At 70.5% G+C, this 1,967-nt stretch carries 2 protein-coding genes; one reads left to right on the top strand and one right to left on the bottom strand.

Annotated elements, in window-relative coordinates; genetic code table 11:
• Positions 1-295 precede the first annotated feature (295 nt).
• The gene (locus tag Q0L11_RS19940) at positions 296-700 is read right to left on the bottom strand and encodes a hypothetical protein (RefSeq protein ID WP_296599579.1); all 405 of its coding nucleotides are present in this window, start codon (positions 698-700) and stop codon (positions 296-298) included.
• 157 nt (positions 701-857) lie between these two features.
• Between Q0L11_RS19940 and Q0L11_RS19935 the strand changes: the two genes are divergently transcribed.
• The gene (locus Q0L11_RS19935) at positions 858-1,676 is read left to right on the top strand and encodes an acyl-CoA thioesterase II (protein ID WP_296599577.1); all 819 of its coding nucleotides are present in this window, start codon (positions 858-860) and stop codon (positions 1,674-1,676) included.
• The last annotated feature ends 291 nt before the right edge of the window (positions 1,677-1,967 follow it).

Below are 1,967 nucleotides of genomic sequence, written 5' to 3'. Positions count from 1 at the left end.
GCGCGGCCTCGACGGCGGAGAGCTCCAGCTCCTCCAGCCGATCCAGCTTGCGCTGGCGGGCCTCGATCCTGTCCGCATTGTGCGACATGAACAAAAGAAGAACATGAAGTGATGCGGGGAGTCAAAGTTGTTCTTCATCCACCCCCCTCCGCTCGTCATGGCCGGGCTCGACCCGGCCATCCAAGCGGCGTGTCCGGAGGAGGTGCGGACCAGGCCGGCGCCCTGGAATGGATCCCCGGGTCAAGCCCGGGGATGACGAGCGGAGAGGGAGGGGGACGCCGGAGAAGGCCGTCCGCTAGCCGCGGGTTTCCGAGGCGCGGCGGCCGCCGGGGCGGATGTCGCCTTGTTGGACCTGGCGGAGGCGGGCGACGTAGATGGGGGCGGTGGCGAGGGCGACGCCGAGGACGTCGGCGGTGACCTTGATCGGGGAAATCAGGTTTCCGGCGATGCAGGGGGCGAGCTCGCTGAGCAGGACGACCCAGGCGGCGACCAGCGGAATGTCCCCGCGGCGGACGTAGGGCATCAGCGCGTAGGCCGCGGTCGTGCCGGCGTAGAAGACGAGGACGCGCACCAGGAACGGCTCGGCGACGGGCCTGAGCGACAGGGCCAGCATCACGCCGCCGATGACGGCGCCGACGGGGGCGTACAGGCTACGCGGCAGGCCCGCGGGCGGGGCCAGGGGGAGCGATCGTCCGAACATCACGGGGATACAGCGTAAACGGAGCCTGTCACTTCAGGCTTAATCTTCGTGGTTACGCGGGTCTGAGCGACTTCGCGCAATGCGTGTAGCGACTTGAAAGACACGTTCTCGGCGGAGGGCTTGCGCGAAGGCCGCCGACGCGCTTTCACGGCGGGCGATGGACAAGCTCTTCTTCGACCTTCGGCCGACGCACAACCCGCACCGCTGGTACCTGCCGGTGGACCCGTCGATTTGCGTCGGGCCGCCGGGAAACCTGTTCATGTTCGGCGGGGTGGGGATGGCCTCGGCGGTGGCGGCGCTGGAGCGCACGACCGGGCGGCCGCTGATCTGGGCGACGGCGCAGTACCTGGGCTTCGCCCGACCGGGGTCGATCGTCGACATCGACGTCTGGACGCCGGTGCAGGGCAAGTACAACACCCAGGCCAACACCAAGGGCCATGTGGACGACAAGGAGATCATCTCGGTCAGCGCCGCCCTGGGCAGTCGGCCGAGCGAGATCTCGGCCCAGTGGTCGGAGGCGCCCGTCGTGCCGCCGCCGGAGGACTGCGAGCCCAGCAACCACTGGCGGGCGGCGACCGAGGGCCTGCACAGCCGCATGGAGGTGCGGATCGCCAAGGGCCGGTCGGGGACGGACCGGATCGGCAACCCCGAGCCGGACGGCCGCACCCTGCTGTGGGCGCGGCCGCGCGACCCGTTCGCCATCGACGCCAGCATGCTGGCGGTGATGGCCGACTTCGTGCCGCAGGGGATCGGCAACGCGCTGGGCAAGAACGCCGGCGGCAACAGCCTGGACAACACCCTGCGCATCCGGCGCGTCGTGCCGACCGACTGGGTGCTGTGCGACATCCGGATCAGCGGGGTGCATGGCGGCTTCGGCCACGGAGCGATGCACCTCTACGCACAGGATGGGGAACTGATGGCCACGGCCAGCCAGTCGCTGATCGTGCGCGTGCGCGAAAGCGCCGAGGACCGGTAGGGCGGCGGGCGCGCCCCCTCATCCGCCACCCTGCGGGCGACACCTTCTCCCGGAAGGGCAGAAGGAACGGGACAGCATGACAAAGCTGTAACCAGCGCGGTGCGTTACGTCCGGTGTAAGGAAGGCCGACACGTCGCGCCGGCCGCAGAGCCGCGCGCTAGGGAGCGTTTTCCAAGATGACCATCCGCCTGTCCTGGCTCGCCGCCGCCTCGTCCGCGGCCCTGCTGTCCGCCTGCGCGACGACGGCCCCGCCGCCCGCGCCGCCGCCGGTCGCCGAGGCCCCGCCCGCAC

The sequence above is a fragment of the Phenylobacterium sp. genome (assembly GCF_024508875.1).
GTDB lineage: Bacteria > Pseudomonadota > Alphaproteobacteria > Caulobacterales > Caulobacteraceae > Phenylobacterium.
Note: the sequence above shows the minus strand (reverse complement) of the source record. Positions and strands in the feature narration are given on the sequence as shown.

What these genes read in the sequence shown, in the direction of transcription:
- Q0L11_RS19940 (WP_296599579.1), bottom strand. Translation starts at nt 700, where the DNA reads ATGTTCGGACGATCGCTCCCCCTGGCCCCGCCCGCGGGCCTGCCGCGT.
- Q0L11_RS19935 (WP_296599577.1), top strand. Translation starts at nt 858, where the DNA reads ATGGACAAGCTCTTCTTCGACCTTCGGCCGACGCACAACCCGCACCGC.